Annotated in this window: 23 protein-coding genes and 1 pseudogene; 6 read left to right on the top strand and 18 right to left on the bottom strand. The window is 57.2% G+C overall.

The genetic code is table 11. The features are described from left to right. Positions 1-92: 92 nt before the first annotated feature. From MWU49_RS00220 to MWU49_RS17825, 3 genes are all read right to left on the bottom strand, one after another. Complete coding sequence (locus tag MWU49_RS00220) at positions 93-839, bottom strand: dienelactone hydrolase family protein (RefSeq protein ID WP_246966767.1); 747 nt, start codon at positions 837-839, stop codon at positions 93-95. 283 nt (positions 840-1,122) lie between these two features. Beyond that, complete coding sequence (locus MWU49_RS00215; RefSeq protein ID WP_246966766.1) at positions 1,123-1,530, bottom strand: DUF1330 domain-containing protein; 408 nt, start codon at positions 1,528-1,530, stop codon at positions 1,123-1,125. 122 nt (positions 1,531-1,652) lie between these two features. After that, positions 1,653-2,219 carry a YigZ family protein gene (locus MWU49_RS17825; protein ID WP_246966764.1) on the bottom strand — a complete coding sequence of 189 codons (567 nt, stop codon included), beginning with the start codon at positions 2,217-2,219 and terminating at the stop codon, positions 1,653-1,655. 104 nt (positions 2,220-2,323) lie between these two features. Here MWU49_RS17825 and MWU49_RS00205 point away from each other — a divergent pair, with 104 nt between their 5' ends. Beyond that, the gene (locus MWU49_RS00205; RefSeq protein ID WP_246966762.1) at positions 2,324-2,575 is read left to right on the top strand and encodes a hypothetical protein; all 252 of its coding nucleotides are present in this window, start codon (positions 2,324-2,326) and stop codon (positions 2,573-2,575) included. Between the two features lie 19 nt (positions 2,576-2,594). Here the strand turns inward: MWU49_RS00205 and MWU49_RS00200 are convergent, their stop codons facing one another. The 11 genes from MWU49_RS00200 to MWU49_RS00150 form a co-directional block, all read right to left on the bottom strand. Then, a complete protein-coding gene (locus MWU49_RS00200; RefSeq protein ID WP_246966759.1) occupies positions 2,595-3,722 on the bottom strand; it encodes an HlyD family secretion protein in 1,128 nt (375 codons plus the stop codon). Continuing rightward, entirely contained in the window at positions 3,722-4,069 is a 348-nt protein-coding gene (locus MWU49_RS17820) for a DUF3302 domain-containing protein (protein ID WP_348646680.1), read from the bottom strand. The genes MWU49_RS00200 and MWU49_RS17820 overlap by 1 nt, the downstream gene beginning before the upstream one ends. Positions 4,070-4,152: 83 nt before the next feature. After that, positions 4,153-4,992 (bottom strand): YbaY family lipoprotein, encoded by an 840-nt coding sequence (locus MWU49_RS00190; RefSeq protein WP_246966757.1) that lies wholly within the window; start codon positions 4,990-4,992, stop codon positions 4,153-4,155. A 27-nt stretch (positions 4,993-5,019) separates the two neighbouring features. After that, positions 5,020-6,189, bottom strand: coding sequence for an acyl-CoA dehydrogenase (locus tag MWU49_RS00185; protein ID WP_246966755.1), 1,170 nt, complete (start codon positions 6,187-6,189; stop codon positions 5,020-5,022). Between the two features lie 218 nt (positions 6,190-6,407). Next, positions 6,408-7,433: an MBL fold metallo-hydrolase gene (locus MWU49_RS00180; RefSeq protein WP_246966754.1), complete on the bottom strand. Its 1,026-nt coding sequence runs from the start codon at positions 7,431-7,433 to the stop codon at positions 6,408-6,410. Positions 7,434-7,585: 152 nt separating this feature from the next. After that, on the bottom strand, positions 7,586-7,876 hold the full coding sequence (locus MWU49_RS00175; protein ID WP_246966752.1) for a hypothetical protein: 291 nt from the start codon (positions 7,874-7,876) through the stop codon (positions 7,586-7,588). A gap of 9 nt (positions 7,877-7,885) precedes the next feature. Further along, on the bottom strand, positions 7,886-9,361 hold the full coding sequence (locus MWU49_RS00170) for an FAD-dependent oxidoreductase (RefSeq protein WP_246966750.1): 1,476 nt from the start codon (positions 9,359-9,361) through the stop codon (positions 7,886-7,888). 30 nt (positions 9,362-9,391) lie between these two features. After that, positions 9,392-9,982 (bottom strand): hypothetical protein, encoded by a 591-nt coding sequence (locus MWU49_RS00165; RefSeq protein WP_246966748.1) that lies wholly within the window; start codon positions 9,980-9,982, stop codon positions 9,392-9,394. A gap of 121 nt (positions 9,983-10,103) precedes the next feature. Then, positions 10,104-10,958, bottom strand: coding sequence for an OmpW family outer membrane protein (locus tag MWU49_RS00160; protein WP_246966746.1), 855 nt, complete (start codon positions 10,956-10,958; stop codon positions 10,104-10,106). Positions 10,959-10,963: 5 nt separating this feature from the next. Further along, complete coding sequence (locus MWU49_RS00155) at positions 10,964-12,007, bottom strand: hypothetical protein (RefSeq protein ID WP_246966744.1); 1,044 nt, start codon at positions 12,005-12,007, stop codon at positions 10,964-10,966. A 555-nt stretch (positions 12,008-12,562) separates the two neighbouring features. Next, positions 12,563-13,558, bottom strand: coding sequence for an AraC family transcriptional regulator (locus tag MWU49_RS00150; RefSeq protein WP_246966742.1), 996 nt, complete (start codon positions 13,556-13,558; stop codon positions 12,563-12,565). Between the two features lie 161 nt (positions 13,559-13,719). On the opposite strand from MWU49_RS00150, the gene MWU49_RS00145 reads away from it, so the two are divergent. Next, positions 13,720-14,754 carry a 2Fe-2S iron-sulfur cluster-binding protein gene (locus MWU49_RS00145; protein WP_246966740.1) on the top strand — a complete coding sequence of 345 codons (1,035 nt, stop codon included), beginning with the start codon at positions 13,720-13,722 and terminating at the stop codon, positions 14,752-14,754. Positions 14,755-14,829: 75 nt separating this feature from the next. Beyond that, the gene (locus tag MWU49_RS00140; protein ID WP_246966738.1) at positions 14,830-16,017 is read left to right on the top strand and encodes an alkane 1-monooxygenase; all 1,188 of its coding nucleotides are present in this window, start codon (positions 14,830-14,832) and stop codon (positions 16,015-16,017) included. 224 nt (positions 16,018-16,241) lie between these two features. Here the strand turns inward: MWU49_RS00140 and MWU49_RS00135 are convergent. The 4 genes and pseudogenes from MWU49_RS00135 to MWU49_RS00120 all read right to left on the bottom strand — a co-directional run. Next, positions 16,242-16,510 (bottom strand): annotated as a pseudogene (locus tag MWU49_RS00135) (transposase); the annotation flags it as partial. Positions 16,511-17,009: 499 nt separating this feature from the next. Continuing rightward, positions 17,010-19,367, bottom strand: a complete 2,358-nt coding sequence (locus MWU49_RS00130; RefSeq protein WP_246966736.1) for an Ig-like domain-containing protein — start codon at positions 19,365-19,367, stop codon at positions 17,010-17,012. 352 nt (positions 19,368-19,719) lie between these two features. Continuing rightward, entirely contained in the window at positions 19,720-20,646 is a 927-nt protein-coding gene (locus tag MWU49_RS00125; RefSeq protein ID WP_246966734.1) for a 2-dehydropantoate 2-reductase, read from the bottom strand. Positions 20,647-20,690: 44 nt separating this feature from the next. Further along, the gene (locus tag MWU49_RS00120) at positions 20,691-21,335 is read right to left on the bottom strand and encodes a TetR family transcriptional regulator (RefSeq protein WP_246966732.1); all 645 of its coding nucleotides are present in this window, start codon (positions 21,333-21,335) and stop codon (positions 20,691-20,693) included. A 167-nt stretch (positions 21,336-21,502) separates the two neighbouring features. Between MWU49_RS00120 and MWU49_RS00115 the strand changes: the two genes are divergently transcribed. The 3 genes from MWU49_RS00115 to MWU49_RS00105 all read left to right on the top strand — a co-directional run bounded on the left by MWU49_RS00115 (position 21,503) and on the right by MWU49_RS00105 (position 26,690). Further along, positions 21,503-22,672, top strand: a complete 1,170-nt coding sequence (locus tag MWU49_RS00115) for an efflux RND transporter periplasmic adaptor subunit (RefSeq protein ID WP_246966730.1) — start codon at positions 21,503-21,505, stop codon at positions 22,670-22,672. A 27-nt stretch (positions 22,673-22,699) separates the two neighbouring features. Then, entirely contained in the window at positions 22,700-25,816 is a 3,117-nt protein-coding gene (locus MWU49_RS00110; RefSeq protein ID WP_246966728.1) for an efflux RND transporter permease subunit, read from the top strand. 448 nt (positions 25,817-26,264) lie between these two features. Beyond that, positions 26,265-26,690, top strand: coding sequence for a response regulator (locus MWU49_RS00105; RefSeq protein WP_246966726.1), 426 nt, complete (start codon positions 26,265-26,267; stop codon positions 26,688-26,690). The last annotated feature ends 10 nt before the right edge of the window (positions 26,691-26,700 follow it).

The raw sequence follows: 26,700 nt of genomic DNA, 5'->3' as shown, positions 1-26,700 counted from the left end.
ATCGAGCGTAGCTTGTAGCTTGTAGCTTGTAGCTTGTAGCTTGTAGCTTGTAGCTCGTAGCTCGTAGCTCGTAGCTCGTAGCTCGTAGCGGATTATCCCGCCGCCTGAATTTCTCCGGAAAACACCTTCTCGAAAAAAACCAGCACACGCTCCCAGCTGTCTTCCGACGCGGTAGCATCAAACTTGGAGCGCATGGGCGGTAATGGGCCCATCTTCTTGAACACGAAGCCCTGGTGGTCGTTCATGTAGGAGTGGCCCACGTTCTCGTAGGTCTTGATATCGTGGGGCACGCCCAGGGTATCGAGATGGCTGGCGAGACGATCACCGTGGGAACCGTAAACCTTGTCTGTGCGCCCCCAGCCACCCACTGCCGGGCAGATTCCACGAAGTACTTCCGGGTCTTTCGGTATCCCGCCATAGAACGGCGCCACCACCTGCACCGGCGCCTGAGCGGCATAAAGGACGGCGAACCGCCCACCCATACAGAAACCCATCACCCCGATCTTCTCCACCGGCTCCTCGTCCTGCTCCAGCAGCCAGTGACGGCAGGCCTCCAGTTGCTCAAACGCCTTACCCTTACCGGTTTCATGGGCCTTCAGGGTTTTCACAACACACAAGGGCTTGCTGTTGGGCAGGTCATACAGATCCGGCACCAGTACCGGATAGCCGTTATCCGCCAACCGCTGTGCGATACGCTCGATATCATCGCTATAGCCAAAGATGTCATGGATGGCGATGACGGCCGCCTTGTGGGGATTAGGGGTAACGGGCCGCACCCAGCGGGCGCGCATGAGGTGGCCATCCGGGGTGGTGATGCCTACGGGTTGGTTTGTCGTCATAACATCCTCAGTGAACAGTGAACAGTGAACAGTGAACAGTGAACAGTGAACAGTGAACAGTGAACAGTGAACAGTGAACAGTGAACAGTGAACAGTGAACAGTGAACAGTGAACAGTGAAGGCTGCCCGAGCAGCATTCCGCGTCAAGTATTTTTTCGCCTTTTCATTACTTCTTGACGTATGAGAGCACACCCAAATACAGGGCGCGGGTACTTTCATCCGAATGATAAAGACGCGCTATCGCGCCGCTGTTAACTGTTCACTATTCACTGTTAACTGTATTTCACCCTTCCTGCATGGCAATCAACCGCGCTTCTTCCAGCGCCGCAGTCCGATGCCGGGTGGCTTCGCGATATTCCGGATCGGCCAGCATGGACGCAAAGGCCTGTTTGCTGGGGTAACGGACCAGCAATACGCTGTCCCACTTTTCCCCTTCGGGGGCGATCACCCCGGCCAGTGCGCGGCCTTTCCAGACCATCTCGCCGCCGACGCCCTGCACTTTGCCAAATGCCACCTCGGAATATTTCTGATAGGCCACCCGACCGCTGTAGCCGGCCTCGCCATCCTTGTAGCGAGCCGTTTCACGGAAGCGCAACAGGTTGAGCATGACGATGGGGGTATCGTCCGGCAGGGAATCGAGGATCGCCGGCAAGGTGGCCGGGTTGGGATCGATGACGGGCTTGTCGCTCATGGGGCTCTCCTTGTTCTTGTGTCCTCGAGACTACCGCGAAATGCGCCCTGATTCCCCGCTCTTTACAGGTCAGAGTGAGAGCATAAGGAGTTTGGAAGAAAAACCGCCGGCAAGAGCCGGGTTCAGTCAGTGCGCATCGCTATCTGCTCCGCCGCACACAGCGCTTCGAGATCAGCGAAATGCTCCTCGGGCGCGCTCAGTGCCAGGGTCACCTTCTGTCCATACTGCACATCGACGATTAGCCCCTGATGCTGATCGGCCCAATGTCGCAAGCGCTGTTCCAGCGCGAAATCCATGTCCAGGGAAGCGCTGAAGTGCGGCACATGTTCAATTCGCTCGACGTCTGCCAGCACTGACTCTGCCGCCGCCGCATAGGCTCTGACCAACCCGCCGGCGCCCAGCTTCACACCGCCAAAATAGCGAATCACCACCACCAGCACATCGCTCAGGCCCTTGTGTTGAATCACGTTGAAGATGGGCTTGCCGGCGGTGCCGGAAGGTTCGCCATCATCATTCATAGCCGCCTGGGCAGAGGCAGGGTTGCCGAGCAGATAGGCGTAGCAATGATGGGTGGCATCCGGGTACAACTGCCGCGCTTCCTCGACGACTGCCATGGCCGCATCCCGGTCTGCAACAGGGCGCAGCCAGGTGATAAAACGACTCTTGTTGATGATGATCTCGCGATCCACGGGACCGGCGGGAACGGGGTAACCGTTGATGGCAACTCTCCGTGACGGTGACTTGAGATCGTTATGGTAAAGTACCGGCTCGCCACTTGCCTACGGGAGCAGGAATGAACACACCGTCCGACCCACCGGAAGACCGTCAGCGGCGCCGGCAAATTCTGGCCTTCACCACCGCCATGATCATGAGTGGTGCGCTTTTTGCCCCCTGGCTATGGACCCTTTACCGTGACGGAAGCGTGTTCTTTCTGTTGATTGTCGCGCTCATGTGGCTAGCCATTGGACGGTTCTGCTACCAGTGGCTGGCGCCACCGGCCCGGAAGCAAAACGAGCGGCCAGAGGCCGCCCGTGAAGAGGATTAGTGAGCCTCTGAATAACGCCTTAGTGATCCAAATAGAGGTAATGCTGCCAGCTCATCATGCGCAGCAGAATCTTGCGCATCACCGCCACGTGATGGGCATGGTCTGAGTACACCGCCGCTTGGGCGTTCATGCCCATCGGCAAATTGTCCGGTAGCGTCCCCTCCTCTGTACGCAGAATGACCATTGCCTCATTACTCATATCGCGAAATGCCTCCGCACCGACAAGCTGCTGGCCCGGGACAAGCTGGGCCTCGGCGATGGTCGGCAATACTTCGTCCAGTTTTGCCTGGAAAACCTGCCCCGGTAATGCAGTAAACGTCAGCTCGGCCTCGTACCCCGGCTGCAAACGCAGAAGGGATTGTTGACGGAACGCCGCCACATAATAGCGATCCTGCTCACTGATGAAGTTTGCCACCGGCTTGAGGGGAAGAGGCACCGCCATCATCCCCGGTTTGACCGCCAGCTGGGTCACAAAGCCATCCGTGGGCGCCCTGATGATGGTGTTATCCAGATTAAACTGTGCTTCTTCCAGTTGCGCCTTGATGGCGGCAACGGCGGGATCATCCCCATTCACTTCCCCACTCAGCTGGGTCTGTGCCTGGGCCAGTGCAGCCTTCGCTGCATCCAGATCCGCATTGGTGGAGACCACTCTTTCACGCTGGGTATCAATCTGCTGTGCACTGAACGCCGACGGCGCACCTTCGTAGCGGGCCAACGTGCTCTCGGCCTGATCCCGCTTTGCCTTGGCCTGTGCCACCTTGGCACGGGCCTCGGAAACAGCGGCCACATTGCCTTTGGCCAGCTGGCCGGTATCCGCCAGCTGAGCTTCCAGTACGGCCACCCGGGCGCGGTAGCGGGTATCGTCCAGAATGACCAGAGGATCACCCTGCTTCACCGGTGAGTTCGCTTCTACCGGTACCGCTTTCACACGAGCCCGAACTTCCGAGACAATCGGTGTCACCACATAGATCTGGCGGACCTTGCGGGTAAAGGGGTGGTTATAATTCATCACCAGTACCAGCGAGCCCACCAGCACGATGCCGCCAAGCACCGCGGTGGGCACCGTCCACTTGTTCAGCGGTACCTTGAAGACCTTGAAGATGAAGATACAGATCGCGGCGTAGGTCAGAAGCAACAAGGTTTCCATCAGTCTTTCCCCTCCAGCTTCTGCTCAAGCAAGGCAATACGCTCGGCCTGCCCTTCAACCTTGTCCTGTAACTCCGCAAACAATGCCTCATCCACTCGCTGTTGCTCCTGGAGAGTCTGAAAACCCCAGCCCCGCTCCGGTCGATACAGGGTGGCCCAGATCCACAGAAACGGCCACAGCACATGCAAGGTGAACAGACTCACCCAACCGGCCACATGAATGGCATCCTGATGGGGATGATTCCTTTCCTTCGAGATTTCGTAGGGGATATCGTGAATGGCGATGACACCGTAAAACAGTACCAGCGCCACAAATACCAGTAGCCCGAGAGCAACATAGCTGAGCATGAATAAATCCTTGTGCTGTTCGGCGCGAGTCAACCATCACAACGCCGAATGATCCCGTTAACCGCCGTAGCCGGCGTCTGTTCTCAGAGGTTACTACCGCAACCGCGATATTCGTGCTCGTTCAAGGTCACCTGCACGGCATAATCGTAGTGTTTTCCACTCATGCTGTCCTGGCAATCCTGTTCACTGATAGCCAGCGTCAGCCGGTGTTCTTCATTGCCGGTTTGATACTGTGTCTCAGTCCCTTCAACCAGCGGAGAAGCGAACGGCAGGGACACTTCCGTGTCACCGTAGTCGCCCACGAACAGAATCTTTTCATCCGGGTACACCACCACATGCCAGCCGGGTTCATTGCCCATTGCCCAGAAGGTGGCCCCCGCATCACTGGCATCCTGCATGGCAGGAGATAACGTTGCGGCGTCGGCAGACGCTACCCGCTGCAGCATCAGGGTAATCTCGTCAGGGGCCACCTCGGCACTCAGGTCCACGGGATTACGCTGGGTTGTGGTCCACAGCAGCTTGCCATCCGCATCACGGATCTGCGCACGGACCGCATAAGCCAGGGGATGGGATTGCGTGACGGATGCCGTCTGATAGCGCAGGCTGAACGGCACAGGTACCTGACCGGGATTATCGATATGCTCTTCCGCCAACACCTTCATCGGCGCATCGGCGCGGGACACATCCGCCAGAGTTACCGTGACCGTGACATTGGGAGGCAACGCCACCCGTTCCCGGTACATGACCTTGCCGCTGATCACCCGCTGTTCGTCCATCTTCGTTGCCTGCTGTACGTTATCACTGCTCTCACTGACTGGAGCGTTACTGTCATTACACCCGGACAGCAACAGGCCACTCAACATGGCCGATAACAACAGCGACGAGCAACGCCGGGATTGAGGTAAAACACGGGGAAGCATCATGGCAATGTCCTTCGCAAAGTGGTTCGGTTATCCGCTGAAAGCCTGCAAGCCAGTTTGCGCCCGGCCCAGAATCAGGGCGTGCACATCATGGGTACCTTCATAGGTGTTGACCGCCTCCAGATTCATCACATGGCGTATCACATGGTACTCATCACTGACACCATTTCCGCCATGCATGTCACGGGCCTGACGGGCAATCTCGATGGCCTTGCCACAGTTGTTGCGTTTCATCAGCGACACCATCTCCGGCGCCCATTGCCCTGAATCCATCAAACGTCCCAATTGCAACGCCCCCTGCAAACCCAGGGTGATTTCCGTTTGCATGTCGGCCAGTTTTTTCTGGATCAGCTGGGTGTGAGCCAGAGGACGGCCAAACTGTGTACGATCCAGAGTGTACTGGCGCGCCGCATGCCAACAGAACTCGGCGGCGCCCATGCTGCCCCAGCTGATGCCGTAACGGGCCTTGTTGAGACAGCTGAACGGCCCTTTCAGTCCCTGCACCTCCAGATGGTTCTCTTCCGGCACGAAACAGTCGTCCAGTACGATCTGCCCGGTCACGGAAGCGCGCAGGGAAAACTTGCCTTCTATCTTAGGCGTAGAAAAACCTTCATACCCTCGCTCCAGCACGAAGCCATGAATCTTGCCCTCAAGATTGGCCCACACTACCGCCACGTCGGCGATCGGTGAATTGGTTATCCAGGTCTTGGTACCTGTAAGACAATAACCGCCCTCCACCTTGCGGGCGCGGGTACTCATGGCACCGGGATCCGAGCCATGATCTGGCTCGGTCAAACCGAAACACCCCACCCATTCGCCACTGGCCAGTTTCGGCAGGTACTTCATGCGTACCGATTCACTGCCAAAGGCATGGATCGGGTGCATCACCAGGGAGGACTGCACACTCATGGCAGAGCGGTAACTGGAATCCACCCTTTCCACCTCCCGCGCCACCAACCCGTAACTCACATGATTCACCCCGGCACCGCCATACTGCTCGGGAATGGTCGGCCCCAGAAAACCCAACGCGCCCATTTCCGTCATGATCTCGCGATCAAAGGTTTCATGACGATTGGCCTCGAGAATCCTCGGCATCAGGCGGTTCTGGCAATACTCCCGTGCGGCATCACGAATCATGCGCTCATCGTCGGTGAGCTGGGTTTCCAGCAACAAGGGATCACGCCAGTCAAAGGGCTGCATGGAAGTCTCCTGGTCAAAAGGCCGCGAGCGGCAAAGTGGGGGGATCAGGTAGACAAAATGCCAGAAACAGGTACGAGTTGCGAGTTGCGAGTTGCGAGTTGCGAGTTGCGATCAGGATTATGGTTCTGTCCCGCTGAGGCACCAAAAGATTCTACGGAACCCCGATTAAGTGACCGGTTTTGATTTTCGCTACTCGAAACTCGCTCCTCCCAACTGTTTCAGCCCCTGAACCGCCAGATGCCTTCGACCTGTTCGCGCTGCACCCGGCCCTGCTGCATCAGACAATTCAGGTGAGCGATACTTTCGCCCATGGCGAACATCAGCTGTTGTACATCCAGCTTGCGATCAAACAGCACCGGGAGCATGTCGAAAGCGGATTGCGGCCGTTCCCGGCAGGCAGCCTGGACTCGGTCCAGCTGCTCATCATGATGCAACGCAAGAGCATCCACCCGGGCGCGCAGTCCCCGGAATGGCAGTCCGTGGGCCGGCAGTACCAGGGTATCGTCAGGCAGCTTGTCGCGTAGCGCCTTGAGGCTGTCGACAAAGTCGGTGACCGGGTCGGCATCCGGTTCTGCGGCGCGCACATTGAGGTTGCTCGAGATGGTAGGCAACACCTGGTCGCCGCTGATCAGCAGGTGGTCCCTGTCTCGATACAGACAGACATGCTCGGGGGAATGACCGCAGCCCACATGCACAGCCCAGTCATCACCATTGATAGTGATGACATCACCTGCCGAGAGGAAACCCGGCGCCGACGGCAGCGGCTGGACCACCCGACGAAAACCATTTCCTTTACCCGCCACCTTGTCCAGATCATCACCACTGAGACCATGGCCGCCAAGGAAACCTCGCAGTCGCTCAATGGTATCGACTTCCGGAGAATCACAGATGACATTGGCCAGAGCCCATTCCCCTCGGCTGATCCAGACCTCCGCTCCGGTTTCCTGTTCCAGCCAGCCAGCAAGGCCAAGATGATCCGGGTGGTAGTGAGTCACGATCACCCGAGTCAGCGGTTTGCCATCCAGCTGTTCTGCCAGCAACCCTTTCCAGATTTTCTGGCTGGGCCGCACCCCCAGGCCGGTATCCACCACCGTCCAGCCGCCATTGTCTTCGAGCAGCCACAGGTTGATATGGTCCAGTGCAAACGGTAACGGGAAGCGCAACCAGTACACCCCGTCAGCCACCCGGTGCCGCACTCCTGAAGGCGGGACTTCGGCTATGGGATAGGACAGGGTTCCACTCATCAGGCGCTCCAGGATGAATAACAGACACACCGCAGGCAAACCTGACAACAGCAGGAAAAAGGAGGACGCGGCGAGAACGGAAACTATTTCATGCCGGGCCCGGGTGACTCAATGACGCAAACGTTCAGTCCGGGGCCGGCTGCGGGAAACGATCAGCGATCGTAGTAGTCCTTTCCCCCGCCAAAGTGACGGCAGAACTTGTGCTTGCAGGGGGTGATCTTCTGCCGGGTTTGCCGGCAGGGCACCATGGGCGCTGCCGCCGAGGCAAGTGGCAAGGTGAACAACACGCCAGCGGCAATCAAGGCCTGACGGCGGGTCGTGGTGCCCGGATCTTGCTGGCACTGGCAATCGTGGAGCTGGCGCCCCTGCTCCTTCCCTTCCGGAACGGGCGCCTGGTAGTAAGGATCGGCCTCGATGCTGAATGGATCATTATTATCGTTCATCTTGTCTCCCTATCCCCGAAGGGTCTCCAGCAACTGGTCAGCGGCTTCCTGACCCGACGCCATGGCCCCTTCCATACAGATCACATCCACCTCATTCCTGACCCAGTCACCGGCCAGGAACAGGTTATGGAATGGAGTCAGGTGACCGGGGCGAAACTGTTGTACGCCCGGCTCACAATCAAACAGGCGCGAATGATCGGCCACGTTGCGATGAAACTCGATGTCCTTGATCCCGGCAGCACGAATATCGCCGTAGCCTTTCACTCTGGAAAAATTATCCAGGGTGAAATCGATAATCTGCTGGTCGGTCCAGTCCTCAAACCCCCGCTCCTGCCCCACGAACGCCAGAGCGGCCCCCACACTGGCGTCGGCACGGGTATGTCGCCAGTAGGGTTTCATGTTGGTGACGATGCCCAGCGGTGCCGGCAAACCGAAAACCGGACCCGGGAATTCGCCCACCGGCTTCTCCGTCAGAACGGTCAGTGAAACCGTGGCGGCACTGCGCAGGTTCCGCAACCGACTGAAATAGGAAGAATTCCACCAGCGCTCGTCATCCGCATTCATCTTGCAGAACACCGCATTGGGAATGGTGCTGATCACGTAATCGAAATCCGTGTAGACACTGCGGGTGTCTTCCTGCACGGGAATCTCTCCCCGCGGCCAGGAACGCTCGCCCCAGGCATGGCCTGCCGGATCCGGTTTGGCCACCTCGACACCGGTAATTCGCCGGCCTTCATACTGCCAGTTCATGGCCTTGGTATAGGGCAGAAAGGTGCCCCCCATGCGACGGATATAATCGCCAATGGGATTCCACACCGTGTTGGTGTAATCGCCATCCACCACGTACTGGGTGGCATTTTTCATGGTCAACCCGCCCATCAGGTAAATGCTCTTGAGCAGATGGTAGGCGCTGATTTCACCGGGATAATTGAAATAGGCTTCGCGGAAAAAACGGAACAGCGGAATCTCGCTGGCCACATGGGGGCGCAGGCCCCGCTCGATGCACCAGGACGTGAAGCACTGGTCGTCGTAACGCTCCAGTCCGGCATCCGCCAGCTTGGCCACCATGCACGCTTCGGTCATGACGTTATTCACGTTCATGCGTTCCACCGGGCTGAGCATGGGCAATGTCAGAAACTGCTTGATGATCGACAGGGTGGATTTGCCGCCAATGGTAAAGAGTTCCTCATTGACGGGGTCGTACATGTGGGATTGCCCCTGCATGCTCAGCACGGTCTTTTCCAGATCAATACCGGCCCGGCTCATCAGAGCCTGCATGCGGTCGTAAAAACCCACCATCATGTGCCAGCCATGCTCGTAGATACGACCATCCTGCTGTTGAAAAGAAGCGGCCTTGCCGCCCAGCTGGTGGCCCATATGCATGACCGTCACATCCAGTTTCTGGCCAGCGTTTTCCAGCAGCTGGGCAGCACAGGCCAGCCCCGCCGGCCCCGCCCCGATTACCAGTATTCGCGGTTTGCTCACAGCGCTACTCCGCCTGTTGTTTTTATTGGATTAAAAAGCGGCGCCGATGCCCAGCATGGCCGCGGTGCGATGGTGTGACTGCAGCACATCGTCAATTTCCAGCGTGGTCCAGGAGCGCTGCAGCTCCAGGCGAACAAAGTAGAAACTGTCGAGGTGAATGGTGATAAAACCACCCAGCGCCACTTCCGGTGCCGTGTCGTCCTGGTCCCCGCCAAACATATCGAGGATTGCCATCCCGCCTTCCAGGTAGGAACCCAGATCCACCCGGCGGTAGGGTTGCAGGTGCATGGCCGGGCCAAAGCGGATGGAGGTAACGTTGTAGTCCAGGCTGCTGAAACTGCTCTCAGAGACATCCTGAAAACCGGACATGCGGATGCCGTAGAACTCATGCATCACATATTCCAGCCCCAGCTGTCCGCCAAAGTAGAGATCGTCGCTGACATCCCCCTCCACCAGTGCACCCAGCACGGTAAATTGCATCTGACCGGGCGCAGTGCCGATCTCGCTGTCTGCCATGGGACGGCGGTCAAACTCGAAGGGGTCTTCCGGATAATCAGCCGCCAGCACCGGTGCGCTGCAGCACAGTGCCAGCAGCCCCAGCAGGGAATGCTTGATTGTCATTATTGTTCTCTTGATTGCTTTTCTTACGGGGCGCAGCCCATTTGCGATCAAACCATACACAAACGCCGAGACAGAAGTAAGTATCCGTCTCGGCGTTTTGGGCCCCGTTTGTCAGGCGGGATCAGAAGGTAAAGCCAATACCCAGATGGAAGGCATGGGTGTTGAGGTCCGCGACAAACTCGGTATCCCCCACTTCTGCATAATCATACTGGGGAAGCCCCTTCGGCTTGATGTAGGCCTTTTCCAGGGTCGCAGTCACATCACGTACACTAATGTACTTGTAGTCAGCAGATACCCACCAGTAGTCACTGATGCGGTAATCCAGCCCCACCTGACCCACAAAACCGAATTTATCCTCGATTTCCAGCTCAGGCTCGCCCACTTCCAGCAGTACCGGGTTGGTCACATGGCTGTCGTAGCTGAACAAGTATACCCAGCCCAGGCCCACATAGGGACGCAGACGGCTGTCGCGATTGAACTGCTTGACCAGGGTAAACAGCGGCGGCGCCACCTTGGTTTCCGCCACCTTTTCACCCAGTGCCGGCACCTCGGTAGGAATACCGTTGGCCTCGGTCACCAGCGGCACATCCGCCAGTTTACCCTTGGCTTTCAGCTCCAGGGTCGGCGGCAGGCCGGCCACGGTCTCGATGGACCAGCCCCCGCCCCACAGCTTCCAGCGCAGCTTGTAGCCAATTCTCACCGCCGGCAGCAGCAGAGGATCACTGAAGGCTTCCCCTTCCTGCGGGCCCGGCTTTACCGCTACTTCGGCGAGTTCAGACAGGTTTTTCAGGGTAATGGATTTGGTCACCACATCCGGCACCTGGTACATGGCACCGGCGCGGAAATACAGTCGGTCTTCGCCAAAGATCTTCTGTACGAAACTCACCCCCGGGTAATCCGGACCATAGTAATCCTGCTCGGCGGTCGCCATTCCGGACAGCAACATCAGTCCTGGCATCAAAAGAGATCGGATCATTGTTTTCATTGTTGCGCCCCCGCATTCAGTTGTTCCGCAGTTGTTACCAGAGCCTTGGCGTGAGAGTTCACAACGCGAATCCGGAACTGACGTGGATCCAGAGCCAGTGTGGCAGTCGCGGGCGCAGGGCCCTGCTCTGCAATCAGATCGGTCAGCGGCGCCAGCAGATCGTTCAGTGCCTGCAAGCCCAGGGTGTCACCCAAAATATCGGTGTTCAGGTTCAACACCAGGTCGGCGGACATGGCGGTGCGGTTATCCGATACCAGCGCGATCTTGCCGTTGGTCTGGTACTGCACGGGGCCCTGAATGTAGGAGCTGAGTCGCACGCTGCGCACGTTACCGGTACCCAGACCACCGAGGATTTCAACGTCAGGGGCATCCATCAAGGCATCCAGGCGAGCGATAAACTGCACTTCATCGGCACCCGCTTCGTTGAGTACAAAGCCACGCAGCGGAGTTTCACGCAGTTCCTCGTCGAAATAAGGGCTGAAGCGCAGCACCAGCGGCCCGGTATCCAGTTCCAGCGGCACCGGTCCTACCTGGGCGGTCATCACCAGATTGGTACCCATCACGATCTCCGGGTTGATCTCAACCGGGATCATGAAATCGCCTTCGGTGGTGATGCAGAACACTTCGTCGTTCTCGTCGCGGAAGCGCTCGTCGGCACACCAGGTACGCTCAACACCGTTCTGGGACTCCAGGGTCAGACCGAAGTAACTGAGGTCGATAGGTTCCTTCGCGAGGAAGGCCATGGGCAGACCGGCAGAGGTGTAAGCCACACCACCGTTGGCCAGAGAGGCATCGGTGATCAGACCGCCGAATTCCTTGATATTGGCAGTGGCATTGTTCTTCTGCGCCGGCAGTTCACTGTCGTCCACATAGCCATTGCCATTCACATCGGTGTAGTCGCGGGTCAGTACGGTGGCAAAGATGGCTCCGTTATCCGGCTGGGCAGTAATATCCAGAACAATGTTCGGTCCGCCGGCGTTCGGGCCACCATCAGCGTCGGCATCCTGATCGGACAAGCATAAGATGACCGAAATTCGCACCTTATGCTTTCCTGAAGGCATAAGTTGAATAACCTATTGATTTATAAAAATAAAAGTGCCTCCCGTCTGCGATATACAGCTTGAGATGCCCCGGTATCATTTCCGGTGTTTTCCCATGGGGGTGGCTTGGAGGTGCCGGCTTACTAGGGCAGGCCAGAAAGTGGGCGCGCACTTAGTCTGTTCTGGTGTGGCAAGGCTTTCTGGGCCACCGAAACTGGGGCCTGGCTAAGATCCGCGCTACCGTATGCCTGCGGGGAGCCTTAACCAAGGCCCGGAAGCCCCCGCATATCCAACTTTTGCGTTTCCAGCTCGGCAGGCTCTACTTGCCTTGGGTGCTCGGAGCGCGATCGCGTTTCCTTTTCAGTCGTGCGGCATGTCTATTTTTCAGTCATGCCCTGCGTGGTTTACGCATACATGTAGTCAGTATATATATATGCCAAGGCGTCCCTCTATACGGTGATCTCTCTGGCAGATCGGGAGGATCGTCATGGGTAAACTGGTGGGGATTCATTTCGCCCGTTTCCTGCTGGAAATGTGTTGATTGAGGGACGCCGCTTACGTCTGCATATGCTGGGCGCGATATTCAGATGGTGGTATGGACTCCCAGCGCTTAAAGGCTCGGCGGAAGTTGGCCGTTTCGGTATAGCCGAGCTTGTAGGCAATTTCCTGGAGCGTTATGCGACCTGATTTGAGGTGCTCAATAGCCAGCATGTGTCGTACATCATCAAGTACCTCCTGGAAAGAAGTACCTTCATCTGAAAGCCGCCGGTGTAGAGTGCGAGGGGTCATGTGAAATATTCGTGCAGTGACCTGCATGGAAGGGAAGCCACTTTGGCGCTCAAGCATCAGGCGGCGTACGCGGGCGGCCACCGTCGCCTCTTGTGTCAGTTTGTCCAGTTCCTGTTGGCACAGGTTTTCGGCATCTTGAAAAGTTGATGGATCGGCCATCTTTAATGGTTCATCGAGCACGGACAGAGGCAGGGTGAAGCCGGCCCAGGTTTGTTCGTAAGACACCTCGCATTGGAACAGGTCCTCAGCCAGGCTTGGGTCGTACTCGGCAGCAAATGGAAAGATAATCCGGCGTACCTGGCAGCTACCGAGGGTGATAAAGTCGAGAACATTCTTCAGCGCAAGAGTAATCGCCTCAAAAACAAAGTGCTGGACATCGCCGAGCGGCATGGCCTCTTCCAGGTGAATCTGTACTTCGTCATCAACAATCTTGTGTTTGACGGTAATCAGGGTCGTTCGCAGTGGAATAAACCGCTCAAGAAGCTCAATCACTTGGCGGACAGAGCTGCTGCTCATGGCGGCATAACCAAGAATTCCATGCATGCTCGCAAGTAAGCGCTCGCCTAAAAGTAGTCCCATGGCGGGCTCCTCAGTAACAGCGAAGGCATCGAGGATCAGTTTTCTGAAGGCTTCCCATGAGAGTGAGACCGAAGTGCCACTGAGCTGGGCCTCGGTCAAGCCGCTGCTTTCCAGCCAGCGGGGAATATCCACCCCCATGCTGGCGATCAAATCGGCAACCTGGCGGATATAATAAACCGGCATAACGGCCTGTGTAGTGGACACTGACGGGCCTCGCTGGATTGTGATACCTGACTTAATTGTCAGAAAATGACCCCTCAATGTCAATATCAAACCTCCCCGGCAGGGCTGACGCTATCTACGATAAAGGGGTTAGGAAGTATCTCGACCGTAATGGTGTAACTATGTTTTCGATGTTTGCAAAGAAAGAACCCAAGACGGCCTATATTAATGGTCAGCCAGTAACCGTGAACCCTAAAGAAACGCTGTTGCAGGCGGCCTTGCGTGAAGGGATCAATTTCCCCTACAGCTGTCGCGTTGGTGGTTGCGCGACTTGCAAGTGTAAGCTCGAAGAGGGCAAGGTCAAAGAGCTGACGGAAACCGGCTACATCCTTTCTGATGAAGACCTGGACCAGGGCTATATTCTGGCTTGTCAGAGCGTTCCGAAAACGGATATCAAGATTGAGGTTGACTTGAGTGCGCAGGCTCATGTGCGCACCGTTGCCGGTCGTGTGATCGGCCAGGAAAAGCTGACCCATGACATTACCCGCCTTGCCCTGCAACTCGATGAAGCGCTGTTATATAAGCCCGGACAGTACGCCAATATCAGCGTTGAGTCAGTGGGTGAAATGAGCCGCAGCTACTCTTTTGCCACGCCTTCGTCTCCAGATGGGCAGGTCAGTTTTTTTGTTCGTCAGGTTCCCGGTGGTTACTTCTCCACTGCGATTAATGAGCGCGAGCTTGTTGGGCAGTCAATTTCGCTAGAAGGCCCAATGGGCGACTTCTGGCTTCGTCCCGGCACTGAACCGATGTTGTTGATTGCAGGTGGCAGCGGTCTGGCACCGATTATTGCACTGCTTCAGGGGGCGATTGCTGATGGAGTATCTCGCCCTGCAACGCTGCTATTTGGCGCTCGTGAGCAGCGCGATCTGTATGCGCTGGAGGAGATTCAGGCAATACAGCAGAGCTGGCAGGGAGAGTTTCACTTTGAGCCGGTTTTGTCAGAAGAGGCTGAGGGGTCTTCCTGGCAGGGCGCGCGTGGTTTTGTGACGGAGAAAATTGAGCAGCAATTAAAAGACGGGGCGCATGCTTATCTGTGTGGCCCGCCAGTGATGATTGATGCGGCAACCGACATATTGCGAGGCCTTGGCGTGGAGGGCAAGGATATCCATGCAGATCGTTTTACGACACAGCAGGATGTTGTTTCTGCGGCCAGTTAGTCGTTAGCTGATTGGCCAAAAAGAAGGATTGAATTAAAAGAAAGCAGTTATTGATAGTAAGAAGAGGAATACGTTATGGCTATCTTTCATTACTTAAAATATTTTCTGTTTCACCTGGTGGGTCTGTTAGCAGTTGCCGCGTTGCTGGCCGGCGGTGGCTACGTCACTATCGGTTTGATCACTATTTTTAGTCTTTATATCATTGGTGATGGCATTTGCGGTGATGATGCTTCAACACCAACCTTTAAGCACCCGGCGATTTTGACGGTGCAGCTGTGGATGGCGTTGCCACTGTTGATGCTGATTGTTTTCAGCTTTATCTGGAGTGTGAGCACGGGCGATGCACTGGGCTTTGGAGCCCTGGTGACACAGTTGACCGGCTATGACGTCATTGCAGCACGTGATGCGACGGCGTTTGGGCACCATATATCTGGGGTGATTGTGACCGGTTTGATGATTGGCATGGTTGGCACGATTACCGGCCATGAGCTCACACATCGCACCTGGGATCCGGTATCCATGTTTATTGGTCGTTGGTTGCTGGCATTCAGCTTTGACACGATCTTCTCAATTGAGCATGTGTATGGCCATCACCGCTATGTCTCTACCACGGAAGACCCGGCTACAGCGCCACGTGGGCGTAATGTGTATTTTCATATCCTAGCATCAACGATTAAGGGTAATATCAGTGCCTGGAATATTGAAAAGAAGCGCCTGACGCGCAAGCGACAGGGTGTTTTCTCCTGGCACAATGCTGTCATTCGTGGGCATTTTATGAGTGTTCTACTGGTGGTCGCGGCAGCAGGTATTGGTGGTGTGACGGCTGCTCTGTTCTTTATTGCGTGCGCCTTATGGGGTAAATCGCTGCTTGAAATTGTCAACTATATGGAACATTACGGCATGGTGCGTAACCCGGATACCACGCCGGTCCAGCCGCGTCATTCCTGGAATACCAATAAGCGGATTAGCTCCTGGACAATGTTTAACCTGACTCGTCACTCACACCACCATGCTCAAGGTGAGGTGCCTTACCAGGATCTTAAGCCATTCCCGGATGCCCCGATGATGATCAGTGGTTACCTCACCACTATTGTTGTCGCGATGATTCCACCGCTATGGCATAAGTTGATGACGCCCAAGGTGTTGGAGTGGGACCGCAAATACGCCTCTGAAGAAGAACGGGTGCTGGCGGCCCAGGCCAATGCGCGCAGCGGCATTGCCGAACTGGAAAGCGCCACAGTGGCGGATGCCAGCTCAGCCTGACAGTCTGTTTAACAGAGCCAAGTAATCGACACAGGGCCTGCTTTGCAGGCCCTTTCTGTTATGGCCTTGTGAAGAAGGGTTGCGCCTGACCTTTCCCCCGAGTTGGCACCGCTGGCTCGATGAGATTTCATCACGTTACGCCGCCTTCTGAGCGTACTCAGCAGGCGGCACATAGTTGAGAGCGCTGTGAGCACTCGACACATGGTTCGTGTCCGATGCTCATGACGATGTTCGTTAATAAACTGGTACTTCACTCGGGCTGGCTTGCAAAGTACCTTGCGGCCTTTTTCAGGATATCCCTTTCTTCTTCTGTGCGTTTCAACTCTGAACGGAGTTTAAGGATCTCGGGCTTGGCGTCCTGTAATTCCTGCTCTTGAACTTCGGATTTGTCCGGCTTCACTGCATTTACCCATTTGTACAGGCTATGCTGAGAAACGCCCAGGCGCTAGGATCCTTCTGCGATACTAAGTCCACGATCAAGCACTTGCTTCACCGCTTCGTCTTTGAATTCAGGGGTATATCTGTAATCCCCCCAAGTTGGCCATCGAGGAGCTGGAGAAAGACATTGCCGCTCAGGTGATAGGGGGCGAGCCCAACATCGTTCCGCGGGTCAGGGAAGCTCTAAAGCCCGGGGCCGATGGGTGTCCCTGCCTACGAGAAGTAGCGGCTGCGCGAGTCTGGTAGCAGCTTTCAGAAGCTGTTGGATGAGACTCGCCGGCGAAAGGCGGTCCAATTGATTGGCTCAACGCGGATGAGCATCCAGCAGATAGCCCTGATACTTGGCTATACCGCCCTGCGGCATTTGCCCAGGCCTTTAAGCGCTGGAAGGGTGAAAGACCTAGCGACTTCAGGGCGTGTGGCTAGAAACCGGCGCGTGTATAGCTTCGCTGACTGTATTTGGTGCGGGAATTTCGGCGGCTGAAGCCTGTAACCTTCAGAAAAAAGAAATTCAGGTTTATGCTTTCCTGCAGTCCCGCTTTATGGTTTCGCGATCAATCCGGGTTACCAATGCCATTCAGGGGATCGGTGTTCAGGGCATAACCCAGATCACTGCGGAACACGCCGGCAGCATCGTTGCCACCATTGATCACAATGCGGTATTGCTCACCCACGGTGACACGGTTCGGTTCCGGGTAGGCCCGGGCACGCAGCGGATTTTTCACCAGCGACAGCGGAATGGTTTCCCAGCTGCTGTTCACCAGTGCGCCCATACAGATGGCGCCGGTATCACACTGGCTGCCGTCCACGGAAATCGTGCCGGGAGCAAGGGTCTCCAGGTCCATGGGCTGGTTGAAGGTCATTTCAATGGGACGGCTGACGTCGTACAGGAAGTCGCTGTACAGGTAATCCGGCTCATAGTTGTCATCAGCAGCCGCGTCTTCGGCACTGATACCACCGTCACAGCGACCGGCCTTGCCCTCTTCCAGCTCGGTATCTACCAGCGCACAGCCAATACCCGGGTACATGCCGATCAGCAGCGGTGCCGCGTCAGGCATGGCGGTAGCTTCATAGCTGGAGGTGGTGAAGTTGATGATGCCGTCACCAAAGGTGGCATCGTCAGGAGACAGCATCAGCGGAGACGGCTCATACAGACCCATATCGGCAATGCTGGAACCCAGGTTGAGCTGGAAATCGGCACCACGGGCCATCCCGCCCAGCGGGGTCACAACTACCGCAGAACCGGTGCTGCGAACCTGGATCGGCACATCGACACCGGCCGTCAGGTTGGTCAGGGTCACGCCCGGCAGGGTGCTCACATCTACCGGCTCGTTGAAGGTCACGATGATGTTGTCGGCAGGATCTGCAGCCGGCTCACCATCCACCGGCAAGGCACCGGTAACGATCAGCGGATCGGTGTTGGATTCATCGAACGGGAAGTCCACATCGGCGCGAACACCCAGCGCGAAGTCCGCACTTACCGTGGTAGCCCCACTGAACAGGTCCAGCTCCAGAGTCCGGAACACTTCGAAGGTGAGCGCCCCGTCTTTCACATCCACCACACCCACGGCACGGATATGCATCAGGTTCTGGTTGATGGAACCGTTACCGTTGGCGTTCTCGGCGTGCATGGCCAGATCGAAGTCCATGTACACATGCAGCGGCGCCAGATCATCATCCGGGTTCACACCGTCAGGACGATAGGGGTTCTTGGTCAGGAAGCCGGTCACATCCGTCACGAAGGTACCGATGATATCGCCGGAGCTGATCTTGGTATCCACTTCCCCGCCCAGCTTGATGGGATCAATACCGGTGATGCGCAACTGCTGGCCGGCACGGGCCACTACCGGGGTCGCATCCGGGAACTGGGAAGGACGACCCAGCCAGCCTTCCAGGGTCACCGGCTTGGTATCCACGCGGGTAGTGCCCAGGGCGACAGTTTCCAGATTGAACTGGTTGAGCGGCTCACCATGGAGACGGGAAATGGACGGATAACCCGCTTCCCCCAGAGTCGGGTCCGCTTTCATCAGCTGACGGATTTCCGGGTTCTCGTCTTCCACAGACGCCTTGGACAGCAGCGGCACAAACTCGTAGGTCACATCCGCCACCGGCGTTTCATCGAAATCCTGAATACCGCTGAGGGTCACCTGATAGGTTTCGCCACCGATCAGATCAGTACGGGGATCCAGGGTGATGTACTGACGTTCGGAGAGCATGTTCACTTCCACCAGCTCGCTTTCACCGGTGAGTTCACCCTGCTCGTCACGCAGCAGATGCACCAGGCTCACAGTGCTGCCGTATTGCACGGAAGTCTGCACCAGCGGCTCGGTAAAGGTCAGGCGAACAGGGGCGAAATCCATGAACGGGAAACGACCTTCAACACCGGAATCCGGCAGGTAGACCTCCGGTTTCTCCATGTTGATGGCCAGCACTTCCGGAGCCGCGTTAGGCAATGTGGCGTACTGGCGAGTACGGAATGTCACCACCGGCCCCTCTTGACCAAGGTTGACCACCCGACGGGCGATGTCATTGGTCATCCACAGGCGGTATTCCTCACCTTCTCGCAGATTCTTCATGGAGAAAGTCAGGGTGCGGCCCCTGTTGGTCAGCACTGCAGCAGACAGATCCACCAGCTGCCCTTCGCTGTCGGCAAGACAGATCGGCCCCACATAGTTGTCACCAACCAGGTCGCAATCTGCGCTCAATGCGGCAGCATTGATAGAGGTGGAGAAGGTCAGCACCATTTTGCTGCCGGTGGGCAGATCGACCATGCCATCCGCGGGATAGGCATAAATCAGTGCCGCCCCTGGGTTCGGTTCGTTGAAGACATCCGGTGCTTCTTCGCAGGCATTCAGCAACGGAAGCAGCAGCGCCATGCCGGAAACGGTGAGGAGTTTTTTTGTGCGCATCATTTCACCCTGTTCTTGTTTTCGGACTACATAGTCAGCGACAGGGGGGCATGCATTCGATGGTGCGCTGGTATCCGCGCGTTATCGTTTGTAATTCAGAAAGGTACAAAAATCATGGATTTATCTACCCAAAAAAATAGAGAGACACTTTTTTCGCCATGTCTCATTCGAAAAACCCTGCTTTTATCGGGTCTTCAACCAATGCCGTTTTTTCCAGCCATTTTGCGTTTATCAATTTGTTGCTTAACAAAAGACTGACAAAAAAAACCGTGGCATGACGATTTTTTTCATCCCACGGCAGCTTTGAAGGCCGTTCGCAATTCTTGCTACGGCGTTTAGTAAAGGTAAATGCCCTTCAGGGCTGCGGCTGACGCATCTTCAACGCCACCAGAATGGTCTCCAGATGGGGAACCGGCACCCCATGTTGCCCGGCAATGGCCACCACATTGCCAAGAATGGCATCCAGCTCAAGGGGACGATCGTTAAGGTAATCCAGCGCCATGGAGTTCTTGTAGGCGCCCATGGCCCGGGTGCCGGGAATGTTCTTGTCGATCAGATCCTCAGGCAGCGGGTAACCATCCGCCTTCGCCACTGCCATCACCTCTGCCATCAGGGTACGAACCAGCGCCTCGCCGCCCTCGGTGTCGAGCATGGTCAGGGTGTCAGCACCATTGGCCAGTACGCTGAGCGGATTGAACGCCGCGTTCCAGACACACTTGCGCCAGCGTTCGCCGACAATCGCCTCGCTCTCCTCCACCTTGATACCCGCCTCACGGAACAGGCCACTCAGGCGCTGGCAATGCTCGTCATACCCACCGGGGAAATTGCCCATCACCAGCTGTCCGTAGGCCTGGTGAGTGATCTGGCCCGGCGCCGTGCGGCTCACGGCAATAAACGCCAGACAGCTGACCAGCGGCCGCCCCGGCCAGGCCTCGGCCAACTCCCGCTCGATATCGAGACCGTTCTCGATCAACACCAGCACGGTGTGCTCGCCCATCCAGGGACGCACCAGCTCGGCCCGGTCCACACCGGGGATCACCTTGACGCAGAGCAGCAGATAATCCGGCGCCTGTTCCGGGATGTCTCCAGGTTGGTAGACATGATCGGGCTGCCATGAGAGATCCCCCAGTGGACTCTCGAACTGAAACCCCTGGCGGGCGACCAGCTCATAGTCCGAGCGCATCACTACACTGACCTTGCAGCCCGCACGTTTGAGCAAGGCACCGTAAAAGCTGCCGATGGCACCGGCGCCGACAATCAGGCAATGAGGAGGGTTGTGCATGAAATCGTCCTGTCAGGTTCTAAAGGGAAAGGGCAGCCACCGGCTCAGGTCGGAGCCCGGTCTTGAAGAAAGGGGGAAGACTGCAGACAACCAAGGCTGGTTGCCACGATGCCCTCCGCCTCCCCGGCCAGGTCCAGGTCATTGGGAGCCAGCAGCCAGTGCATGATCACACCGGTAAGTTGGCTGTGCAGCCAGATGGCAGCGCGCTTCAAATTCAGCGTGGCGGGTAACTGCCCCCGCTGTACCGCATTGCCGAGCATCCTGCCAATGCGCTCACAGGACTCCCGCGTCTTGGTGCGTTGTTGGGCCAGCAGTTCCTGATTGTCACCACTGAACTCACATTTGTGAAACATGATCTCCATCAGCCGTTGCTGAGCCGGGTCTGTCACTACTCGATGCAACACAAACACCATGAACTCACTAAGCTTGCCAAGCGGGTCCGGCTCCTGCGGATCCTCCACCTTTTCCGACAGCATGTCGAACGGCAGCCGGCCGCGTTCGACCATGGCCATGAAGACGTCATGTTTATTTTTGAAATGCCAGTAGATCGCTCCTCGAGTTACGCCTGCCTGAGAGGCAATATCGTTAAGAGAGGCGGACAGGACTCCCTTGTGCTGAAACACCTGCTCGGCGGCGTCCAGTATCCGCTCGCGGGTGGCAAGCGCTTCTGATTTTGTACGTCGAACCATGGGGTGCCCTGTGGGTAAAGATCGAAAAAGTCGAACGAACCGCGTTGTCCACTGTATACATTCAGGGATGTATGTATTTATAATGAACTTGATTCATTTTTATTACAACTCCGCCCCACTGTCTCCTGACAATGGTTATGGCGTGAATCCAGGGAATAGAGGTCACTATGCGCAGCGGTTTCATTCTTTCCACCATGGCTGTGATCCTTGGCCTGCAGCTGGCAGGCTGTAGCGACAACGGCGGCCAACAAGGCCAGATGCAGCAACAGGCCCCCGAAGTGGGTTTCATTACGGTTGAATCCGAAACCGTCACCCTCGACCGGGAATTGCCCGGCCGAACCACTGCGCATCGCATTGCCGAAGTGCGTCCCCAGGTCAGCGGCGTCATCAAGGAGCGACTGTTCGAGGAAGGTCAGGAAGTGAAAGCCGGCCAGCCGCTCTACCAGATTGATGACCGCACCTACCGCGCCGCTGTTGCTACCGCCCGTGCCGAGCTGGCCCGTGCCCAGGCCACTCTGCATTCCAATGAGCTGCGTGAAAAGCGCTTCCGGCAGCTGCTGGAAAAACGCTCTGTCAGCCAGCAGGAATACGACGAAGCTCGCGCCCAACTGGATGAGAACAAGGCCGCCGTGGCCGCTGCCCGCGCCAGCCTGCTGAGCGCCCAAATCAATCTGGATTACGCCACCATCAGTGCTCCCATCGATGGCCGCATCGGCCGCTCCAATGTCACCGCGGGGGCACTGGTCACCGCCAATCAGGCCCAGGCCATGGCCACCATCCGCCAGCTGGACCCGATCTTTGTGGATCTGACCCAGTCCAGTAACGAACTGCGTCAGCTGCGTCAGGCCATGGCCGCCGGTGAGCTGGAGCAGGTCAGTGAAGACCAGGCACGCATCACCCTGCTGCTGGAAGACGGCAGCGCCTATGGGCAGGCTGGCACCCTGCAGTTCTCCGAATATGCAGTGGACGAAAGCACCGGCTCCGTGACCCTGCGCGCCCTGTTCCCGAACCCCGATGGCGATCTGCTGCCCGGCATGTTTGTGCGTGGCCGCCTCCCCGAAGGGCAGCGCAGCAACACCATTCTGGTTCCACAGAAAAGTATTTCCCGCGACCCCACCGGCCAGGCGTTCGCCATGCTGATCGACAGCGACAACATGGTGAAGAAGGTCAACGTGACTACCGAGCGAGCAGTGAAAAGCCAGTGGCTGATCAGCCAGGGCCTCAACAAGGGTGACCGGCTGATCGTGGATGGATTGCAGCGTATCCAGCCCGGCATGCCCGTCAGCCCGGTGAACACCGAGGCTAGCGCCAACAACACCGCTAACGTCGACCACTAACGCAGCTTTCAGAGAAGCGGGAATCCCATGGCCAGATTTTTTATCGACCGCCCCATCTTTGCCTGGGTGATCGCCATCATCATGATGATGGCCGGCGCCCTGGCGATTTATACGCTGCCCATTGAGCAGTACCCCACGGTGGCACCGCCCGCGGTGACCATTGCCGGTAACTATCCCGGTGCATCGGCACAGACGGTGGAAGACTCCGTTACCCAGGTTATCGAACAGCAAATGAACGGCATCGATAACCTGATGTACATGAGCTCCAGCAGTGACTCTTTTGGTAACGCCCAGATCAGTCTGACGTTCGCGCCAGGCACCGATCCGGACATCGCTCAGGTACAGGTGCAGAACAAACTGCAGCTGGCCACACCGCTGCTCCCCCAGGAAGTTCAGCAGCAAGGCATGCAGGTCACCAAGAGCTCTGACTCCTTCCTGATGGTGGTTGGCTTCACTTCCGAGGACGGCAGCCTCACCCGTGCCGACCTTGCCGACTACGTGGCCTCCAACATTCAGGATCCCATCAGCCGGGTGGCCGGCGTGGGACAGATCCAGCTGTTTGGAGCCCCCTACGCCATGCGTATCTGGCTGGATCCGAACCAGCTCAACAAATTCGATCTCACCCCCCAGGATGTGGTGCAGACCATTCGGGTGCAGAACAACCAGGTGGCCGGTGGCCAGCTGGGCGGCGCACCGGCGGTGGAAGGCCAGCAGCTCAACGCCACCATCATCGCCCAGACCCGACTGGAGAATACCGAAGAGTTCAGGAACATCCTGCTCAAGGTAAACCCGGACGGCTCCCAGGTGTTTCTGGAAGATGTAGCGCGGGTAGAACTGGCCGCGCAGAGCTATGACATTGCCGGCCGTTACAACGGCAAGCCGGCCACCGGTATCGCCATCAACCTGGCAACCGGCGCCAATGCGCTGGAAACCGCCGATCTGCTGCGCAAGCGGCTGGCCGAGCTGGAACCGTTCTTCCCGGACAAGATGGAGATGGTGTTCCCCTACGACACCACTCCTTTCGTAAGCATTTCCATTGAGGAGGTGGTGCACACCCTGTTCGAGGCCATCGTCCTGGTCTTCCTGGTGATGTACCTGTTCCTGCAGAACTTCCGCGCCACCCTGATCCCGACCCTGGCCGTGCCTGTAGTCTTGCTGGGTACCTTTGCGGTACTGGCCGCTTTCGGCTACTCCATCAATACACTAACCATGTTCGGCATGGTGCTGGCCATTGGCCTGCTGGTGGATGACGCCATCGTGGTGGTAGAAAACGTGGAACGGGTCATGCACGACGAGGGCTTGCCGCCCAAGGAAGCCACCCGCAAATCCATGGGCCAGATCACCGGTGCTCTGGTGGGTATCGCCCTGGTGTTGTCTGCGGTTTTCGTGCCCATGGCATTCTTCCCCGGTTCCACCGGCGCCATCTATCGCCAGTTCTCAATCACCATCGTCTCTGCCATGGTGCTGTCGGTACTGGTGGCCCTGATCCTCACCCCTGCCCTCTGTGCCACCATGCTCAAGGCCAAGGACAGCGAGCATCAGACCGACAAGGGATTCTTTGGCTGGTTCAACCGCAGCTTCGACCGCAGCAGCCGCAAGTACCAGGGCAGCGTCGAGAAGATTCTCGGAAAACGCGGCCGCTACCTGTTCATCTATGTGGTCATTGTTGGCGTACTCGGCTTCAGCTTCCTGCGCCTGCCCTCCAGCTTCCTGCCTGACGAAGATCAGGGGATCCTGTTTACTCTGGTGACCCTGCCGGCCGGCTCCACCCAGGAGCAGACCGTGGATGTACTGAAGAAGATGGAAGACTACTACCTTAACGAGGAATCCGGCGCCGTAGACGGGCTCTTCACGGTAGCCGGCTTCAGCTTCACCGGTCGTGGCCAGAATGCCGGTATGGCGTTTGTGAACCTCAAGGACTGGTCCGAGCGGGATCTCAGCGTGGATGGTGCCAACCAGGTAGTCGGCCGGGCCATGGGCTACTTCTCGACCATTCGTGAAGCCATGATGTTCGCCCTCAGTCCGCCCTCTATTCCGGCGCTGGGCAACGCCAGCGGCTTCGATTTCCAGCTGCTGGACCAGGCTGGCCAGGGCCACGAAGCCCTGATCAATGCACGCAACATGATGCTCGGTATGGCCAGCCAGGATCCGCGTCTGGTCGGCGTACGGCCCAACGGCCTGGAGGACAGCCCGCAGTACCAGATCGACATCGACCAGCAGAAGGCCCGTGCTCTTGGCCTGTCCATCAGCGACATCAACAGCACCCTGCAGATTGCCTGGGGCTCCAGCTACGTGAATAACTTTGTTGACCGCGGCCGGGTCAAGCGAGTCTATGTGCAGGCCGATGCGCCCTACCGCATGCTGCCGGAGAACATCAACGACTGGTTCGTGCGCAACAACCAGGGCGACATGGTGCCCTTCTCGGCCTTCGCCACCGGCCACTGGACCTACGGCTCCCCGAAACTGGAGCGCTACAACGGCGTCTCCTCGGTGAATATCCAGGGTAATGCCGCCCCCGGTTACAGTACCGGTGACGCCATGATCGCCATGGAAGAGCTGGCCGCCAAACTGCCCCCCGGCTTCGGCTTCGAGTGGACTGGCATGTCCTATCAGGAGCGCCAGTCTGGTGACCAGGCTCCAGCCCTTTACATCATTTCCCTGCTGGTGGTGTTCCTGTGTCTGGCAGCACTCTATGAAAGCTGGTCGATTCCGTTCGCGGTAATGCTGGTGGTACCGCTGGGTGTGATCGGTGCGGTACTGGCTGCCTCCTTCCGCGGCCTCAACAATGACGTGTTCTTCCAGGTAGGCCTGCTCACGACGATTGGCCTGTCTGCCAAGAACGCCATTCTGATTGCGGAATTCGCCCTGGAGCTGGAACAGAAAGGCGAGCACCTGTTGTCAGCCACACTGCAGGCGGTGCGCATGCGGCTACGCCCGATCCTGATGACCTCGCTGGCCTTCATGCTCGGCGTGACCCCGTTGATGATCAGCACCGGCGCTGGCGCTGGCGCCCGCAACGCCATCGGCACCGGGGTATTCGGCGGCATGTTCACCGCCACCGTACTGGCGATCTTCTTTATCCCGCTGTTCTATGTGGTGGTCAGGAAGCTCTCCGGCGTGCCCCTCAACGGCCGCCACGACTGACGGCCCGAACCGATTACACTTCCCCAGCCCGCCCTTTGGCGGGCTTTTTTTGTGCCCGTTTTTGCCCCTGCCCTCCCTTACTGCTTGTTTCTTGCCGCTTTCTGGTGCCGCTAATACCTATGGCTAAAAAAATTCCGTTCATCCTAGTCCTTGTTGCACTCGTCCCCCGGAAGGAGCGTACTGGGACTGTTGAGGATTACCGTGAATATGTCGTCAAGGAATAAGACGGCAATGGCTCTACCAGGGATTGGAATTTGTGACTGACATCAGTGTTTTATAACCAAAAAACATATAAAGCAGATGTCGCCATCAATAGACCACTGGTCCACAAATTGTTTCCCCTTCCCTGCTGATCCATTACTTCTAAACACGTAAGCCTGCCCACCAGCAGGCACAGGGAGAAGTGGCAAAACCACTTCGTCACCTCATTGCTACATTGAGGCCGACTATGGAAGCAGCACTGGCACCACAGCAAGAAAACAATCGACTCTCCATCCTGGTGGTGGATGACAGTTCCGCCGTCCGCAGCCTGATCATCGCCAAACTCTACGAACTCGCCGAAGACTCCTTTGAAATCGAAGTATTCCAGGCCGTGGATGGCAATGAAGCCCTCTCCTGCGCCGAGAAAGCCGACTTCGATCTGATCTTCATGGATGTGGAAATGCCCGGCATGGGCGGGCTGGAGGCCTGCAGCAAGCTGCGCGAAATGGGGGTCACCGCCCGTATCGCCATGCTCTCCAGCATCACCTCCGCCGAATCCCACATGGCAGGCCACAAGGCCGGCTGCAACAACTACCTGGTCAAACCGCCCCACGACAGCGATCTGCGATCGGTGATGCGACTGACTTCCCTGATGAAACAAACTTCAGCCTGACCGCATAAAA

This window comes from Alcanivorax sp. S6407 (assembly GCF_023016115.1).
Lineage (GTDB): Bacteria > Pseudomonadota > Gammaproteobacteria > Pseudomonadales > Alcanivoracaceae > Alcanivorax.
Note: the sequence above shows the minus strand (reverse complement) of the source record. Positions and strands in the feature narration are given on the sequence as shown.

What these genes read in the sequence shown, in the direction of transcription:
- MWU49_RS00220 (WP_246966767.1), bottom strand. Translation starts at nt 839, where the DNA reads ATGACGACAAACCAACCCGTAGGCATCACCACCCCGGATGGCCACCTC.
- MWU49_RS00215 (WP_246966766.1), bottom strand. Translation starts at nt 1,530, where the DNA reads ATGAGCGACAAGCCCGTCATCGATCCCAACCCGGCCACCTTGCCGGCG.
- MWU49_RS00205 (WP_246966762.1), top strand. Translation starts at nt 2,324, where the DNA reads ATGAACACACCGTCCGACCCACCGGAAGACCGTCAGCGGCGCCGGCAA.
- MWU49_RS00200 (WP_246966759.1), bottom strand. Translation starts at nt 3,722, where the DNA reads ATGGAAACCTTGTTGCTTCTGACCTACGCCGCGATCTGTATCTTCATC.
- MWU49_RS17820 (WP_348646680.1), bottom strand. Translation starts at nt 4,069, where the DNA reads ATGCTCAGCTATGTTGCTCTCGGGCTACTGGTATTTGTGGCGCTGGTA.
- MWU49_RS00190 (WP_246966757.1), bottom strand. Translation starts at nt 4,992, where the DNA reads ATGATGCTTCCCCGTGTTTTACCTCAATCCCGGCGTTGCTCGTCGCTG.
- MWU49_RS00185 (WP_246966755.1), bottom strand. Translation starts at nt 6,189, where the DNA reads ATGCAGCCCTTTGACTGGCGTGATCCCTTGTTGCTGGAAACCCAGCTC.
- MWU49_RS00180 (WP_246966754.1), bottom strand. Translation starts at nt 7,433, where the DNA reads ATGAGTGGAACCCTGTCCTATCCCATAGCCGAAGTCCCGCCTTCAGGA.
- MWU49_RS00175 (WP_246966752.1), bottom strand. Translation starts at nt 7,876, where the DNA reads ATGAACGATAATAATGATCCATTCAGCATCGAGGCCGATCCTTACTAC.
- MWU49_RS00165 (WP_246966748.1), bottom strand. Translation starts at nt 9,982, where the DNA reads ATGACAATCAAGCATTCCCTGCTGGGGCTGCTGGCACTGTGCTGCAGC.
- MWU49_RS00160 (WP_246966746.1), bottom strand. Translation starts at nt 10,958, where the DNA reads ATGATCCGATCTCTTTTGATGCCAGGACTGATGTTGCTGTCCGGAATG.
- MWU49_RS00150 (WP_246966742.1), bottom strand. Translation starts at nt 13,558, where the DNA reads ATGCCGGTTTATTATATCCGCCAGGTTGCCGATTTGATCGCCAGCATG.
- MWU49_RS00145 (WP_246966740.1), top strand. Translation starts at nt 13,720, where the DNA reads ATGTTTTCGATGTTTGCAAAGAAAGAACCCAAGACGGCCTATATTAAT.
- MWU49_RS00140 (WP_246966738.1), top strand. Translation starts at nt 14,830, where the DNA reads ATGGCTATCTTTCATTACTTAAAATATTTTCTGTTTCACCTGGTGGGT.
- MWU49_RS00130 (WP_246966736.1), bottom strand. Translation starts at nt 19,367, where the DNA reads ATGATGCGCACAAAAAAACTCCTCACCGTTTCCGGCATGGCGCTGCTG.
- MWU49_RS00125 (WP_246966734.1), bottom strand. Translation starts at nt 20,646, where the DNA reads ATGCACAACCCTCCTCATTGCCTGATTGTCGGCGCCGGTGCCATCGGC.
- MWU49_RS00120 (WP_246966732.1), bottom strand. Translation starts at nt 21,335, where the DNA reads ATGGTTCGACGTACAAAATCAGAAGCGCTTGCCACCCGCGAGCGGATA.
- MWU49_RS00115 (WP_246966730.1), top strand. Translation starts at nt 21,503, where the DNA reads ATGCGCAGCGGTTTCATTCTTTCCACCATGGCTGTGATCCTTGGCCTG.
- MWU49_RS00110 (WP_246966728.1), top strand. Translation starts at nt 22,700, where the DNA reads ATGGCCAGATTTTTTATCGACCGCCCCATCTTTGCCTGGGTGATCGCC.
- MWU49_RS00105 (WP_246966726.1), top strand. Translation starts at nt 26,265, where the DNA reads ATGGAAGCAGCACTGGCACCACAGCAAGAAAACAATCGACTCTCCATC.